The sequence below is a fragment of the Pseudomonas sp. ICBG1301 genome (genome assembly GCF_016918385.1).
GTDB lineage: Bacteria > Pseudomonadota > Gammaproteobacteria > Pseudomonadales > Pseudomonadaceae > Aquipseudomonas > Aquipseudomonas palleroniana.
In genome coordinates, this window is the sequence record NZ_JAEKGB010000001.1 from 715,445 (window position 1) to 730,668 (window position 15,224).

Annotated in this window: 13 protein-coding genes; 6 read left to right on the plus strand and 7 right to left on the minus strand. The window is 60.3% G+C overall.

Going from position 1 to position 15,224, the window contains the following annotated elements:
- The first annotated feature begins 2 nt into the window (after positions 1 to 2).
- Both JBE38_RS03315 and JBE38_RS03320 read left to right on the plus strand, forming a co-directional pair.
- Positions 3 to 746 carry an ABC transporter permease gene (locus tag JBE38_RS03315; RefSeq protein WP_205343557.1) on the plus strand — a complete coding sequence of 248 codons (744 nt, stop codon included), beginning with the start codon at positions 3 to 5 and terminating at the stop codon, positions 744 to 746.
- The gene (locus JBE38_RS03320) at positions 746 to 1,450 is read left to right on the plus strand and encodes an AAA family ATPase (RefSeq protein WP_205343558.1); all 705 of its coding nucleotides are present in this window, start codon (positions 746 to 748) and stop codon (positions 1,448 to 1,450) included. Before JBE38_RS03315 ends, JBE38_RS03320 begins: the two co-directional genes overlap by 1 nt.
- Here the strand turns inward: JBE38_RS03320 and JBE38_RS03325 are convergent.
- The 3 genes from JBE38_RS03325 to pmrG form a co-directional block, all read right to left on the minus strand.
- Positions 1,428 to 2,960: an ArnT family glycosyltransferase gene (locus tag JBE38_RS03325; RefSeq protein ID WP_205343559.1), complete on the minus strand. Its 1,533-nt coding sequence runs from the start codon at positions 2,958 to 2,960 to the stop codon at positions 1,428 to 1,430. The two genes, JBE38_RS03320 and JBE38_RS03325, sit on opposite strands and share 23 nt — an antisense overlap.
- 26 nt (positions 2,961 to 2,986) lie before the next feature.
- Positions 2,987 to 4,642, minus strand: a complete 1,656-nt coding sequence (arnT, locus tag JBE38_RS03330) for a lipid IV(A) 4-amino-4-deoxy-L-arabinosyltransferase (RefSeq protein ID WP_205343560.1) — start codon at positions 4,640 to 4,642, stop codon at positions 2,987 to 2,989.
- A 190-nt stretch (positions 4,643 to 4,832) separates the two neighbouring features.
- Positions 4,833 to 5,513: a lipopolysaccharide core heptose(II)-phosphate phosphatase PmrG gene (gene pmrG, locus JBE38_RS03335; protein WP_446731240.1), complete on the minus strand. Its 681-nt coding sequence runs from the start codon at positions 5,511 to 5,513 to the stop codon at positions 4,833 to 4,835.
- A 276-nt stretch (positions 5,514 to 5,789) separates the two neighbouring features.
- On the opposite strand from pmrG, the gene JBE38_RS03340 reads away from it, so the two are divergent.
- The 4 genes from JBE38_RS03340 to JBE38_RS03355 all read left to right on the plus strand — a co-directional run bounded on the left by JBE38_RS03340 (position 5,790) and on the right by JBE38_RS03355 (position 11,571).
- Entirely contained in the window at positions 5,790 to 6,458 is a 669-nt protein-coding gene (locus JBE38_RS03340; RefSeq protein ID WP_060756833.1) for an ABC transporter ATP-binding protein, read from the plus strand.
- Between the two features lies 1 nt (position 6,459).
- Positions 6,460 to 8,922 carry an ABC transporter permease gene (locus JBE38_RS03345; protein WP_205343561.1) on the plus strand — a complete coding sequence of 821 codons (2,463 nt, stop codon included), beginning with the start codon at positions 6,460 to 6,462 and terminating at the stop codon, positions 8,920 to 8,922.
- Positions 8,912 to 9,976, plus strand: coding sequence for a lipocalin-like domain-containing protein (locus tag JBE38_RS03350; protein WP_205343562.1), 1,065 nt, complete (start codon positions 8,912 to 8,914; stop codon positions 9,974 to 9,976). The genes JBE38_RS03345 and JBE38_RS03350 overlap by 11 nt, the downstream gene beginning before the upstream one ends.
- A gap of 152 nt (positions 9,977 to 10,128) precedes the next feature.
- Positions 10,129 to 11,571: a hypothetical protein gene (locus tag JBE38_RS03355; protein WP_090369972.1), complete on the plus strand. Its 1,443-nt coding sequence runs from the start codon at positions 10,129 to 10,131 to the stop codon at positions 11,569 to 11,571.
- Positions 11,572 to 11,622: 51 nt separating this feature from the next.
- On the opposite strand, the gene JBE38_RS03360 is transcribed toward JBE38_RS03355, so the two are convergent.
- The 4 genes from JBE38_RS03360 to JBE38_RS03375 form a co-directional block, all read right to left on the minus strand.
- Complete coding sequence (locus tag JBE38_RS03360; protein WP_090369974.1) at positions 11,623 to 12,723, minus strand: SMP-30/gluconolactonase/LRE family protein; 1,101 nt, start codon at positions 12,721 to 12,723, stop codon at positions 11,623 to 11,625.
- Entirely contained in the window at positions 12,720 to 13,397 is a 678-nt protein-coding gene (locus tag JBE38_RS03365) for a sterol desaturase family protein (protein WP_090369976.1), read from the minus strand. Before JBE38_RS03365 ends, JBE38_RS03360 begins: the two co-directional genes overlap by 4 nt.
- 101 nt (positions 13,398 to 13,498) lie before the next feature.
- Positions 13,499 to 14,362, minus strand: a complete 864-nt coding sequence (locus tag JBE38_RS03370; RefSeq protein ID WP_205343563.1) for a LysR family transcriptional regulator — start codon at positions 14,360 to 14,362, stop codon at positions 13,499 to 13,501.
- 72 nt (positions 14,363 to 14,434) lie between these two features.
- Complete coding sequence (locus JBE38_RS03375; RefSeq protein WP_205343564.1) at positions 14,435 to 15,190, minus strand: alpha/beta fold hydrolase; 756 nt, start codon at positions 15,188 to 15,190, stop codon at positions 14,435 to 14,437.
- Between the last annotated feature and the right edge of the window lie 34 nt (positions 15,191 to 15,224).

Here is a 15,224-nt window from a genome sequence, read left to right on the forward strand (position 1 = left end):
TGATGAGACTCTACCCAATATTCAAGCCGTTTTTCTTGGCGATGCTTTTCATCAAGGAGCAGTTGAAGGAGCCTGTCGCGCTGCTCTGGATTGTGATATCTCCTGCGATTACCTTCTATTTGATAATGTACACTAAAGTCTCAAGTGATCAACTGTCGAGTGATTATTTGTCTGGAACTTCATGGTTCTACGCGTTCATTGCTTCGAGTGTGGCCCTGTTTGGGTTGGCGTTTTATATAGTGGGACGTAGAGAAAGCGGATTCTTGCGATCCTTTGTCTATGTAAAGCGTACGAAAATCATTTTTCTCACTGGGCAGCTATTAGCTCATTCATTTATGTCGGTAATCTATTGCTCTGTTTTTTATGTATTGACGCGAAGTCATTTTGGCTTGATGAGTCTGACAGAGTGGGTGGTTATCGTTGGACGTTTTTATATTTGTTTTTTGCTATTTTCCACGCCGTCACTCTTGTTGACGCTGATACCCATTGGTTTTCAAAATACGAGCACTGTTTTTTCAATATTTTCATTCGCGATGTTGGCGCTCGGTATCGGTAGTCTAAACTCCTCACATCCATTAGTTGAGACCATCGCCATTTTTAATCCTATGGGATGGGCGAATCGCATTATGTTGGTGGGGGTAGCTGAATCCTTACCTATGGTCACAGTGGTTGTTGGGTTGTTCATTTTTACAGGGGTATTAGTCTTTCGGTTTTTGCTAATCAACCCTGTTTGGAGTCGGTACTGATGAAGCGGCTGATCGTGAATGCGCTGGATATCAGCTATGCCCAGCATGTTTTATTCAAAAGCGCTTCTTTAGGCGTTGAGGCGGGTTCGATTTCAGGACTGTTGGGGCCTAATGGTTCAGGGAAAACCACATTTTTTGACGTGATCTGTCGCCTGAAAAAAAAAGATAGCGGTGAAATACATCATTCATTTTCCAAACTGCTTTACCTGTCGCAAATCATTGCGACGCCTCCTGTATTTCGCATGTTTGATGTTTTCAACATGATGATGATTTTTTGCGCTGATACACCGATCACCCAACGGTGTGCCTTGGAAAAAATTGAAAAGTGGAGCCCAGGCATTGCTGAGCGCTATTGCGAAATCTGGAAGAAAAAATCATCTCTTTGTAGTTACGGAGAGAAACGCTGGTTTTTTACGTTGTCCCTGTTGTCCGTTAACGCAGACCTCGTGATTCTGGATGAGCCAACGGCGGGGGTTGACCCGGAATTCCGTTACCACATCTGGAAGTGTTTGGAGGGGGCCGCAGCGGAAGGTGTTGCTGTACTCGTCTCGTCGCATAATGTCGATGAGATTGTCGCGCACTGCGATGATTTTTACATGCTGAGCCAACAGCGTTTTCATCGTTTTACCGATGCTGAAGGCTTCATGAGCAGGTATGGCGGCAGTACTTTGGATGAGGCATTTATTCACGCGGCGTCGGTATAAACGCCACACTGCCCCCCGAACGCTTCTGAAACAGCCGTTCGCCATTGTCCGGCTGGGTGGTGATGACCTGATGGTCCGCCCCCAAAAACGCCAGCGGCGTCGGGTCTTCCTTGGAATACTGGGCGACGATGATTGTGCGTTGCGGATCGAAGTCCTGGCCGCTGGTTTTTTTCAGCCAGGCCATGAACGCGGCACTGTCGCCCTGCCGCGGGAAGTCCTGGGTTTCGCTGACGTAGTAGAAGGGTTTGGCGCCGTTTTGCCTGCCGTTCTGCAAGTACATCGGCAGTTTGTTGTCCACTTCTACCAGCACCATCTGCCATTGGTTCCACGGCGCGGTTTTGACGGCCTCGGCTTGCACGTCTTCGGCGAAACGTGTTACGCCGCCGTTGCCGGTGGTCCAGGGGTAGATCACACCCAGTACCAACAGCAGCAAGCCTGCGGTGAAGCCGAAACCTTTTTGCCAGCGCGGCCAACGGGCCGGCTTTTTCTCCAGGCGCTCGCTCAACCACCAGGCGGCCAGCAACTGCGCAAACGGCACCAGCGGCAGCACGTAATAACTGCGGCGGCTGCCGCTGGCGGTGAAGAATACGAACAGCAGGCCCAGGCCCCACACCAGCCAGCGCACATTGGCTGGCGTCTGGCGCCAGTTGCGCACGGCCAGCCACAGGCCCAGCACCCAGCAAGGTGCCCAGGGCAGGGTGTAGACCGGCAGGTAGATCAGGTAGGTGTAGATCGGTCCCATATGGTCGAAGGGGTCGAAGAAGCGCACCACGTTTTCGCGAAACACCAGCTCCAGGCCGCTGGCGCCGTAGGTCGGTGCGCCGTAGAGGTGGGACAGTACAAACGGAATGGCGTAGAACGCTGCGGCGATGACGATGGCTGCCACCAGGCGCAGGTTGAGGTGGCGCTTGTAGCGGTGCTCACTGAGCAGGTGCGGCAACAGCACCAGGCCCGGCAGCACAAAACCGATCAAGCCTTTGAACAGCGAGGTTGCCGCCAGCAGCAGGAAGAACACGGTATAGCGTCCCAGGCGAGTGTCATCCGGCCCGCGCCAGTACCACCACACTGCCGCCAGCACGCCGCACACCGTCAGCACATCCGCCGTGGCCACGCGGGCCCAGAACAGGAAGTAGAACGTGGTCGCGAGCATCCAGCCGGCAATCAGCCCGGTGCCTTTGCGGAACAGGCGTTCACCGATCAGGTACACCAGCCAGATGCTCAACCAGGCCGAGATGACTGACGACAGGCGCAACGACCAAGGGCCCAGGCCCCCCATCAAGTTGGCAAAGCCGGTGATCAGCCAATAGGAGGGCAGGGGTTTGTCGTAATACGGCATGCCCTTGAGGTAGGGGTCGAAGTAATCGCCACTTTGCAGCATCTGCAAGGCGATGTTGGCCCAGCGGGTTTCCGGCCCCCACAGATCGCGTGCGCCCAATCCCAGCAGCAGGAGCAGGGCGGAAACGCTCAGCAGCAGCACCAGCGCGCCACGTTCGGTTTTCCAGAAATTCATCGGTTATTCCTGTGGCAGGCGCTGCATCAAGGTTGTTGTGGGTAAACGATCAGCAGCAGGTCGCCCTTGCGATAGCGTTTGCCACCGGGTGGCAATTGCCCTTCCTCGAGATGTTCACTGGTGTTCTTGACCCGCATCAGTACGCCGACCGAGCCTTGTTTACGTGCATCGGCCAACCAGCCCTGGACACTGGCCAGGTCGACCTTGCGGTGCACTGAATCGTCATAGCGCAGGCCGTAGCGCAACTCGCCTTCGGTGTCATAAATCATCACTTGCGGACGACGCAGGCGCCACGACAACGCCGACGCAGAGCCCAATTCGTTGCTCAGCAAAGCATGGGTTTGTTGCAATTCATCCAGATGCTCCGCCACGAACTGGTCGGGCATTTCGTTATCCGTGATCATCGCCGGCATGCCCGCCGGCAACAGCGCCACCAGCAAGCCAATGCCCAGGGCCGGCATCGCCCACAAGGTCAGCGGGCGCACCACTTGCAGCAGGTTGGCCAGAATCCAGCCCAGCAGCACGATGAAGGTCAGGGACAGGCTGAACATCTCGGCATGGCTGTTGCCGTACACCGGGTTGCTGACTTGCAGGTAGATCAGCGCCACCATCGCCGTCAGGCCGATCAGGGCGTTGACCACGCCATTGACCAGGATCGAACGTGTCTTGCCTTGCTTGACCAGGTCGATCAAGGCGTGGCCCATCAACAGGGCCAGGGGCAACAGGCACGGCATGATGTAGGTCGGCAGCTTGCCCTTGCTCAGGCTGAAAAAGGCTAGCGGCAGCAACATCCACAAGGCGAGGAAGGCAATCGCCGGCTGGCCTTTTTCCTTCCAGGTCTTGAGCAGCGTGGCCGGCAACAGCGCCGACCAAGGCAGGCACGCCACTACCATGATCGGCAGGAAGAACCAGATCGGGCGCGCATGCTGGGCGTTGTCGGCGGCGAAGCGGCGGATGTGCTCGTGCCAGAAGAAGAAGCGCCAGAAGTCAGGTTCCTGTACATGAACGGCCAATACCCAAGGCAAGCACACCAACGCGGCGACCAGCACCGCCAACGGGCCATAGCGCAACAGCTCGCCTACACGGCGCTGCCACACCAGGTATGGCACGGCGATCAGGACCGGCAACAGCCACGCCAGGAAACCCTTGGTCAGGAAGCCCATGCCACAGGCGACGCCCAGCAATGCCCAGGCACCGAGCCGCCCGCGAGTAGTGCGGCTGTCCAGGGCAAACCACAGGGCAACCAGGCTCAGGTTGACCCAGAACGTGAATTGGGGGTCGAGGTTGGAATAGCCCGCCTGGCCGGCCACCAGGCCAAAGCTCATGTAGAGCAGGGCGCAGGCGAAGCTCTTGCGTGGGTCATTCCACAGGCGGCGGGCGATCAAGTAGGCCAGCAACACACTCAGGGCCGTGGTGAGCACCGAGGCGATGCGTACACCAAACAGGTTTTCGCCAAACACGGCCTGGCCGATGGCGATCAGCCAATAACCGCCGGCCGGTTTTTCGAAATAACGCAACCCCATGAAGTGCGGCGATACCCAGTTGCCGCTCATGAGCATTTCCTGGCTCACCTGGCCGTAGCGGGTCTCGTCCGGAATCCACAGGCCGTGAAAACCCAGCGGCAACAAAAAGAAAATGGCGAAGCCGAGCAAAAACAGCGGCAGAGGTTTCAACCGGGTCATGAACACGTCGCTCCTTGACGTTTAATGGAGGGCCACGAGTGTAATGAATTCATAGAACAAAGCATCACAATGTTCACTAAGCGGTGGGAAAAAGTCATAACGTCCTTAACTAACGGGCGCGATTAAACATGCCAGAAGAGGGCTGTCGTTTGGCTGAACACAACAGGTGCGAATATGTAAAAAAGTGTGTTTAAAGTTGTTTCAGAGCCGCCGCCCATTCTTCGGTTTTCATCGAACCCACCGCCTTGAGCTTGCCGTTTGGCAAGACCTGTACAAACAGTGCGCTGCCATACTCGGCCGCATCGGCATGGGGGTAACCCAGCTCTGTCTGGAGATCGCTGATGCAGCCACTGTGGGTAACCACTACCAAGTTGCGGCCAGGCTCTTTATGAGGGAGCAACTCTTCGCCCATGGCTTTACCGCAGATGGCCGAAGGGGACGATAACAATGTGGCCTTGCCGAACATGAATTGTGCGGTCTGTGCGGTGCGCGTCGCGGGGCTGGCGAGCACATCGGTATTTTCCATGCCCAGGGTATTGAAGGCTTTGCCCAGGTTGGTCGCTTGTTGGGTGCCGTTGATCGTCAGGCCTTCGGCCGGTCCGAAACACGGGTTGCTGGAGCGATCGCAGCGTTCTTCATGGCGTACCAGTACGATCAGGTCGCCGTTGCGCCAACTGGCCAGGACCCCGGAGGTCACCAGGCGGTTGCCGACGCCAAGGTCAACAGGGGTTGTTGGCCAGAACAGGAAGCCGGCCAGCAGCAGGCCGATAATGGCGACACAGGCCAATGACAATCGAGCTTTTTTCCAGCGCTTTAACATTGCCCCATTGGATTGGGATTTGCTCAGGGTTACGTCAGCCACGCTGTTCACCATCGTCACTATTATTGTGTTGTAAAAAACAGGCGCAACTAATCGGCGGATGCCCGTCATGGAGCAAAAGCCTGTCACAGGGCTGCTGTCTTTTAGCTGAACACTTAGATATTAAGAAGAGTCGATGGCGGTAACTAAAAAGTTGCCGGCAGTTGACGCTTGGCGGGCAATTTAGAGAGGTGAGGGTGGGCAAGCAGTGAAATCCATGTGAAAAATTTGCGTGAGGCATGCAGGCAGCCGTTATTCTCGTTTGGAATCCTTCAAACGAGCGTTCTTATGTTGCAGGTGCAAGGTGTTCGCAAAAACTACGCCACGCCCCAAGGACCGCTGACGGTACTGGCCGGGGTGGACCTATGCCTGACTGAGCGTAGCAGCCTGGCGTTGATGGGCGAGTCGGGAAGTGGAAAAAGTACCTTGCTGCACCTGATAGCCGGCCTGGATCGCGTCGACGCGGGCAGTATTGAGGTCGGTGGATTGCGCCTGGAGCAACTCAGTGAAGGGCAACTGGCCCAGTGGCGTCGAACCGAAATCGGCCTGGTGTTCCAGCAATTCAACTTGATCGGCAGTTTGCGCGTGGAGGACAACCTGGCGTTCCAGGCGCGTCTGGCTGGGCGTTTTGATCCGCATTGGCAGGCGCAGTTGGTAGAGCGCCTGGGCCTGGGCGATTTGCTCAAGCGTTACCCCGAACAATTGTCCGGCGGCCAGCAACAACGGGTCGCGGTGGGACGCGCGCTGGCCTCTCGACCAGGCTTGCTGCTGGCCGATGAGCCGACCGGCAATCTGGATGAAGCCACCAGCGATGAGGTGCTGCAATTACTCCTGGACCTGCTGCGTGACAGCTCCACCAGCCTGTTGATGGTCACCCACAGCCCACGCATCGCTGCACGGCTCGAGCACCAGGTGGTGTTGCATCGCGGCCGCGTCGTGCCCGCGGACGCCCGTTGAGATGGCCGTGTTTTATTGGGCGTTGCGCGCACTGCTGAGCCATTGGCGGCGTCATCCCGTGCAGTTCTTCAGTGTGTTGACCGGCTTGTGGCTGGCCACTGCGTTACTGACTGGGGTGCAGGCGCTTAACAGCCAGGCGCGGGACAGCTATGCACGCGCCAGCCAACTGATCGGCGGCGAACCCCAGGCCAGTTTGAGCGCGTTGGACGGCGGCGGTTTTGCGCAGGCGCTGTTCGCCGAACTGCGCCGTGCCGGCTGGCCGGTTTCGCCGGTGGTGCAGGGGCGCGTGGTGCTCAAGGGGCATGAAAGCCAGCGCCTGCAGTTGATGGGCATTGAACCGTTGTCGTTGCCTGGCAGTGGTAGCGTGGCCGGGCAACACTTGAGCCAGGCGCAAATGCTCGCGTTCTTCGAGCCGCCGGGGCGCACCTGGATTGCCGCGCAAACCTTGCAGGCGCTCGGCTTGCACGAGGGCGCGCAGCCGCTGACGGCAGACGGGCAAGCGCTGCCGCCGTTACAGGTGCAGCCGGACATGGCCCCCGGCATGCTGCTGACCGATATCGGGTTTGCCCAACCGTTGCTGGCGATGCCCGGGCGACTCTCGCGTTTGCTGTTGGACAAGACCTTCGCCGCAACCCATCTCACGCCCCCGGTCCCATTGCAGCTCAAGCAAGGTGAAGACAACAACCTCGCACGCCTGACCGAGAGCTTTCACCTGAACCTCGACGCACTGGGTTTTTTGTCGTTTGTCGTGGGCTTGTTTATCGTCCACGCCGCCATCGGCCTGGCCCTGGAACAGCGCCGTGGCCTGCTGCGGACCTTGCGCGCCTGTGGGGTCAGCGCGCGGATGTTACTCGTCAGCCTTGGCGTGGAACTTGGCGTGCTGTCGTTATTCGGCGGTGTGCTGGGCGTTGCCAGCGGGTATCTGCTGGCCAGCCTGTTGCTGCCGGATGTGGCCGCCAGCTTGCGTGGGTTGTATGGCGCCGAAGTGGCAGGGCAACTGAGCCTGAGCCCGGCCTGGTGGTTGAGCGGGTTGGGCTTGAGCCTGATGGGGGCCTTGCTCGCGGGGGCCGGCAGCCTGTGGCGGGCGGCGCGCTTGCCACTGTTGGCATTGGCCAATGCCCAGGCCTGGCATGAGGCCCATGGGCGCTGGCTGCGACGCCAGGGTTGGGTCGCGGCGGCGACGCTGCTGATCGCACTGCTGGCGCTGTGGTTGGGTGACAGCCTGGCCGCCGGCTTTGTGCTGATGGCGGCCTTGCTGCTGGGCGCCGCGCTGGGGTTGCCGGTGCTGCTCAATGGGGTGCTGAAGGCCGTGCTGGGGCGCAGCCGTTCCGTGCTCGGCCAGTGGTTTCTCGCCGATTGTCGCCAGCAACTGCCGGCCTTGAGCCTGGCACTGATGGCATTGCTGTTGGCCCTGGCGGCGAACATCGGCGCGGGTTCCATGACCTCGGGGTTTCGCCATACCTTCAACAACTGGCTGGAACAACGCCTGACCGCCGAGCTGTACATCAACCCGCAAACCCCGGCCCAGGCTTCGCAACTGGGCACCTGGTTGGCGCAACAGACACTGGTACAGACGGTGCTGCCCACCTGGCAGGTCGCGGTGCAATTGCAAGGCTGGCCGGCGGATGTGTTCGGCGTGGTCGATGACCCGACCTATCGCCAGCACTGGCCGTTGCTGGAGGCGGTGAGCGAACCCTGGGACCACTTGCACCAGGACGACAGCCTGATGCTCAGCGAACAATTGGCGCGGCGCCTGCACGTGCAGTTGGGCGACGCCGTTGATATCCCCACGCCGCAGGGTCTGTGGTCACCCAAAGTGGTAGGGATCTACGCCGACTACGGCAACCCCAAGGGTCATGTGCTGGTCAACGCACAGCACCTGTTGGCGCATTGGCCGACGCTGTCGCCTGCACGCTTCAACCTGCGTGTGGCACCGCATAACGTGACGCCGCTGGTGCAGGCGGTGCAGCGCGAATTTGGCCTCGACGACAGCCGCATCGTTGACCAACAGCAACTCAAGGGCTGGTCCAGCCAGGTCTTCGAACGCACCTTCGCGGCGACCGCCGCGCTGAACAGCCTCACCCTGGGGGTGGCGGGCGTGGCGCTGTTCATCAGCCTGCTGACCCAGAGCCAAAGCCGCCTCGGCCAGCTCGCACCGTTGTGGGCGCTGGGGGTGACACGCAGGCAGCTGATGTTGCTCAACCTGGGCCAGACCTGGTTGCTGGCGGTACTCACGTTGATCCTGGCATTGCCCTTGGGGCTGCTGCTGGCGTGGTGCCTGGATGCAGTGATCAACGTGCAGGCGTTCGGCTGGCGCCTGCCGTTGCAGGTGTTCCCGGGGCAGCTCGCGCAGTTGCTCGGGCTGGCGCTGTTCGCGACCTTGCTGGCGTCGGCCTGGCCTCTGTGGCAGTTGTATCGCAGCCGCCCGGCGGACTTATTGAGGACCTTTGCCGATGAAGATTAAAGCGTGGGTTTGGGCGGCGTTGCTCCTGTTGAGTGCGTGCGATAAAGCCCCCGCGCCCGAAGAAAGTTTCGCCGGCCTGGGTAGCGATGCGGCGGATTTTGCCCAAGTGGTGCCCGGCAAAGTCTTCAGCTTTCCCGAGGACCACGGCCCCCACCCGGGCTTTCGCATCGAGTGGTGGTACGTCACCGCCAACCTCAAGGACGCGCAAGGCAACGTGTTCGGCGTGCAATGGACGCTGTTTCGCAACGCCTTGAAAGCAGGCCCCACCGAGCCGGGCTGGCACGACTCGACGATCTGGCTCGGCCACGCCGCCGTCACCTCCGCTACCCGGCATTACGCCGCCGAACGTTTCGCCCGTGGCGGCGTCGGCCAGGCGGGCGCCCAGGCCGTGCCGTTCAGCGCCTGGATCGACGACTGGAGCTTCGCCACCCGCCCTGGCGTGGCGAGCCCGCTGGCAGAGATGCAGCTCCAGGCCGGTGGTGCGCAATTCGCCTACGACCTGCACCTGACCAGCCAACGCCCGCTGGTGCTGCAAGGCGACAACGGCTACAGCCGCAAATCCGACCAGGGCCAAGCCTCTTACTACTACAGCCAACCGTTTTTCATGGCTGACGGCCGTGTCACCCTCGACGGCAAAACCTACCAGGTCAGTGGCCCCGCCTGGCTTGATCGCGAATGGAGCAGCCAGCCCCTGGCCCCCAGCCAGACCGGCTGGGATTGGTTCTCCCTGCACCTGGACCGAGGCGAACAGCTGATGGTGTTCCGCGTTCGACAAACAGACGGCGCGGGCTACCTGACCGGCACCTGGATCGATTCACAGGGCCGCACCCAGACCTTGCACAACGCCGATATCCAACTCACCCCGCTGAACACCACCCACATCGACGGGCGCCGGATTCCCACACGCTGGTCGCTGAAAATCCCCGGCAAACAGCTGGGTATCACCCTTGAAGCAGTCAACCCCAAGGCATGGATGAACCTGAGTATTCCGTACTGGGAAGGGCCGGTGAAGTTTGAGGGTGGGGCGGGGTACCTGGAGATGACCGGGTATTGAGTGAAGTCTCCTGCAAGATCGAAGGAAAGCCTCCTATGTTGCATTCATAAAAATACTGTACATCCATACAGTTTTATCCTGCAGTCCATCCCAGGTGACAGGACGTCACCCGTCACCTGAGCTTCAATTTTTTAACTATGGATGGATAAAAAATGAAATCGAAAAAAAGCCTGATCCTGGGCGCGGCCATGATGGCTGCCTGCTTCACCTCGGCCTCTGCCCTGGCCGACGTAACCCTTCCTAAACTGACCCCTGGTACGGTCAACCAAGCTGTGGTTGACGCGCTCAAACCTGGCGGCAAGATCGAGGCGGTACCGGTCTCGGCCGAGCTTCGGCAAAAACTGCTGGACGCGATGAAGGGCAAGGCCAAGGCGGTGACCAAGAACGCCAAAGCCGCACCGTTCAACACCGCCGTCGGCGAGTTGAAAAAGCCGAGCCAGGCTCAGCTGAAAAGCGCGGCCGTTGCCGATTTTGTACCGCTGTTTCCGACCCTGGACATCAACACCCTCTACACCATTGACCAAGTGCAGACGGGCCAGGATTTCACCTACCACTTCAACCTGCCGCAAAACGCGCGGGCGGTGGTGCAGTTGATCGACCAGAGCGCCGGTGCCGATATGTCGCTGAGCCTGTTCGTGGATGACGGCCAGGGCAACCCGCAGTTGGTGGCAACGTCCGACAACCCAGGCAGCGCCGATGAATACCTGACCGGCATCCTGCCGGCCGGTGATTACTACTGGTTCATGCTGGCCAAGACCGCCAACAACGCGCAGTTCAGTTTCGGTGTGGCGGTGGACACCAATATCGACGCCTTCGAACCCAACGACACCGCGCAAACTGCGTTTGTGTTGCCGGACTCGATGAACAAGGTCAGTGGCAACCTCGACAACGCCAGCGATGTCGATTATTTCGACTTCAAGGCCGTGCGTGGCCAGAGCGTGAGTATGTACCTGGCGGGCGATGAGAGCGGCAGCCGCAACCAGTGGATCTTCGACCGCTTCGACGGGGTGAATTGGGTGCCTGTACCGGCCGGTTCCACCTCTACCTACCCGAGCGTTGCGCCCGGCACCACGGTCAAGGTGCGGGTACGTGCCAACCCGGCCGTGGCGCAGGACCCGAGCAAGTATTACCAACTGAGCCTGGGTTCCACGCCCCGTCTGGATACGCACGACGTGAAGGGTGACAACATCGTGCGAGTGCCGGTGAGTGAGATGCCGCTGGCCACGCAAACCGCTCGCGTGCTGAACTGGTCGACCAAATGGTCGGACTCCACCGGTGCGCCGCTGCTCGGTGTCACCCCGGTGCTGCGCGTGGATAACCACTTCATCGACTTGAACTACCGCTGGGTGGACTACACCGCGACTACCAACAGCGCCGGCGTGTCCCAGGCTTCGGCCAACATCGGCACTTGCTTCGGTGATTACAGCACCGTGATCAACGACAGCAGCACCGGCGTTCCGTACAAGTGGGCGACCACCTATAACCAGGGTGGCTGGCGCATCGAGCTGGCCGAGTTCCCCGGTGTGGGCGTGGGCGGGAACAATGTGCAATACGTGAGCCTGGGGCATATCTGCACCCAGACCATTATTCACTGATCCAACGGCGTCAATCAGAGGGGGCAGCCTTGGCGGGCTGCCCCTTTTTTGTCATTCGGCGTTGAGTGCCAATTTCAGGGGCAGGCGCGCCAGGCTCGTGTTCGTCAACGAACCCAGGTACAACCAGTTGCCATATTCCCGCGCGGTGGTGATGGGCGAATAGTTGCCCGCACTGCCATCCTGCAGGTTGGCGATCACCTTGCCCTCGGTATCCAGCCCCAGCACAAAGGCTTTGCGCTCGACGGGCTTGGGCACCACCATCAGGGCACGCACCATCACTTTACGCAGTGAGGGATAGCCGGCGAAGGCATCCAGCAAAGGGTTGCGCGGTGAATACAGGGCAACCCAGAAGCGCTCGTGACCGTTGAAGCTGAGGTTGTCCGGCAGGCCGGGGAGGTTGTCGATAAACAGGTCGTGGCTGCCGCTGCGTTCGCCCTTGAGCCAATAGCGGCTGATGCGGTAGGCACCGGTCTCATTGACCAGCACGTAATTTTCGTCCGGGCCCAACGCCACGCCGTTGGCGAACTGCAGGTGATCGAGCAGCACTTCGGTGGTGCCGTGGCTGAAGTCATAACGCAGCAGGCGCCCGTCAGCGCCGTGCTCAATCACCGCTTCGCCATCCTGGCCGTAACCCCAGCGGCTCGACGCGTCGCTGAAGTAGGCATAACGTCCTTCGGCATCCACGACCACGTCATCGGTAAAACCCAATGGCACGCCGTTGGCGCTGGTGCTCAAGGTCGTGAGTTGGCGGGCGCCATCCAGGGCGAGCAGGCCCTTGATGCCATCGGCAATGATCAAGCGCCCATCCGGATGCAGCGCCATGCCCAGCGGTCGCCCACCGGTATTGGCCAGTACTTCCAGGGTCTGGCTGTCGGGCGCGGTACGAATGATCCTCCCGTCATGCAAGCCACTGATCAGCAAACCCTGGGCATCCAGCACCAAAGCCTCGGGCCCGGGTATGTTTTGTGCGCCGACTTTCTGGACATGCTTCAGCCGCTGGTTTTCGGCATACACCCCGTCTTTCAATGAAGGCGCCTTGGGCGGCGTCCAGTTGACCGGCTGGACTTTGGTCGGCATCAGCAGCAGAAAAGCGATCACCGCCAGAACCAGTACGAACAGCAGATGACGCAGTTTTTTGGGACGGGTACTCATGACGATTCCTGGTTGTCGTGGGGGGCCGGCTCCCAATGCAGGGTGCCGAACAGGTAGTCCATCAGCGGTAGCACGATGTTGAAATTACGCCCCTGCATCAATTCGCGGCGATGATGCAGGGCATGCAGCCGGTGCATCTGGCGCACCCATGGCAGGCGTGCGATGGGATGGGCAACGGGCAGGTGCTCGCAGGCGTGAAACACTTCGTAAAGTAAATACCCAAGGATCATGCAGGCGGCAAACAGCCCGGCGACGTTGGGGTTCAGTGGTTGAAGCAACCACCAGGCGGGGAGAGTGATGACCAGGCTGTGCAGCACGATCAGCCAGGCCGGGAACAGGATCACGCGCCAGTCCCTGGGGCTGCTGTAGGTCATGAAGCCGGGGGTGAAGAAACTGTGGTGATCGCCCGTATGGCGTGCGTAGAACAGCCGGGCGAAGGCGTGCTTGTGATGGCCCAGGTGACGGTGGACCAGGTAGATGCAGAGGTTGAAGAACACCAGCGTCAGCGGGACGGTCAGCCATTCAAGCGGGCTGATACGCTCGAGGGAGGCCCCGGCCAGGATGATGCAGAAAATGCCGTAGCCCAACACGAAACCGGCGTGCAGCCAGGGGTGGTAATGGCGGCTGACTCCGGCACGGTAGCGGGCGCGGAAGGCTTCGGTGGGATGGGCCATGGTGGGCAGCTCGGTGTTTTTTGTTGGAACGTCAGCTTAGTTGGTGCTCGAAATTGTGCGAGTTTTTGCAGGCGAAGTGATCTGAGTGTGCGAGGGGTGATTCATATCAGTGGGTCCCAGCGCTGCGACCAGTCACTTTCGACCTTGACCACCCCGCGCAACAATTCCAGCGCCTGTTGCAACACCGCCGAGTCCCGCGCCCGTGAATACACCAGGTAAGTCGGGAAACTGAACTCCGGCGCCTTGGGCACGCGTTGCATCACGCCGCTGTCCAGGTAGCTCTGCACGACGCGGGTGCGGAAGTAGCCGGCGCCGCCATTTTCCAGGATGTATTGCAGCGCCAGTGGCCCGAGGTTGAAGCTCAAGGCGGCACGCGCCTTGTCGGGCAGAGCGGCGTCGTGCTGCTGACGAAAGCCCGGGCCCCAGTCGATATACACGTATGGCGCAGGCTTGCTCACCAGTTGCACCAGGATCAGTTTCTCTTCCAGCACCTGCTCCACCTGCAAACCCGGCCAGTACTGCGGCTGGAATACCAGGGCGGCATCCAGCACGCCCAATTCCAGTTGACGCAGCAGGTAGTCGCCTTCGCGTACTTCGGTACGCAGCGCGTACCCCGGAATCTGTTCGCGCAGCACCCGCGCCCAGCCGAGCATCAACGGGGTGCACAGGCTGACCTCGCCACCGATATGCAGCACGTTGCGATAGCCGTCGGGCAACGGCAGGTCGCGCCGCGCCGCTTCCCAGGTTTGCAGCAACTGGTTGGCGTAAACCACAAACGCCTCGCCATCAGCGGTCAACCGCGCACCGGCGCGATTGCGCACGAACAGCGTGCTGCCCAACTGGCTCTCCAGGCTTTTGACCCGGGCGGTAATGGCGGTCTGGGTAACGTGCAACTTCTCGGCTGCGGCGGCCAGGCTGCCGCAGCGGGTGATTTCGAGGAAGGTGCGTGCCAGTTCGATGTCCATGAAGGCTCCCGGGAAAGAATGGGGGGCATTGTAGAACTGATCAGTGGCAGGTCAACGCACGCTGTCGTGGGGTTACTCCCAATGGCCAGTGTCGAGGCAACGCGCCGAAGGCGGCGGGTGCTTGCCATAAACCAGAAAATCCCCCAGCCAACGGGCCACACACCCATCGCTGCCGGATCGGGCCGTCTCCTTGAGCAGCAACTGCTCGACACCCGCAACGCCCGGTTCTCCCGGCCGGGTGTTGACCAGCACCATGCGTGCAACGCGCTCGGGAAACAGCGCGCCGTAACGATTGCCGAGCCGGGTGCCCTGGGCGTTGCCCAGATAATGCAGTTGGGCCTCGCCCAATTGTTCGCGCACATACTCCAGGTCTCGCGCGGCCTGTTCGATTGCGTTCGGGGTGTTGAGGTCGCGCAGGCTCAATTCGATCACATCATAGCGGTCGACCAGTGTGCGATAGGCCGGGGTGGCATAAGACTCCCAGCGGCTGGCCAACTGCTGGGCAAACGTGGTGCGCTTGGCGGTTTGCGGCTCGCCGGCCTGGATGAAGACCACGCCTTCACGGTTGAGCGGTTGCCGCGCACCGACGCGGGTGAGGTTCAGGCGCACACGGCCACGTGCGGGGGCGGCGTGGTCGCGCGGGACGCTCACCTGGCCGCATTGGGTGCGTTCAAGCACCTCGGGATCCAGTCGTTCAAAAGCCGGGAGGGGGCAGTCCAGCAGCCAGTCAATCGCGGTGGGCGCGATCAGCGGTTGCGCATGGGGCACCGCTGCCATCAGCCACAAGCACGCCCCCGCCAGGCTGGTTACAAGAACACTGGGTTTCATCGAGAGGTCCCGGGCAGCCATGTGATGGCGGCTT